A 230-nucleotide genomic window follows, 5' to 3' on the forward strand; every position below is an offset into this window, starting at 1 on the left:
CTCGCTCGAACTGATCGACGTCAAGGGCAACCGCGTGCGCAGCGGCGTCACGCTGCCGCTCGGCAGCCTCGCGCTGCAAGACCTCTCGAACAAATCGCTCAAGCGCGCCGAACGCATCGTCAAGAACGAGCTGCTCGGCGTCGCCCAGCTCAAGACCGGCCGCGGCCGCACCTTCTACGCGGTGGGCGGCACCTGGCGCGCGCTGGCACGGATCAACATCATCCAGAGCG

Annotated in this window: 1 protein-coding gene; it reads left to right on the forward strand. The window is 67.8% G+C overall.

Going from position 1 to position 230, the window contains the following annotated elements; all coding sequences use genetic code 11:
* The coding region (locus RVY79_RS21855) for a hypothetical protein (RefSeq protein WP_317466720.1) at positions 1-230 on the forward strand (230 nt) is incomplete at both ends.

The sequence above is a fragment of the Chromohalobacter sp. HP20-39 genome, assembly GCF_033052815.1.
Classification (GTDB): Bacteria; Pseudomonadota; Gammaproteobacteria; order Pseudomonadales; family Halomonadaceae; genus Chromohalobacter.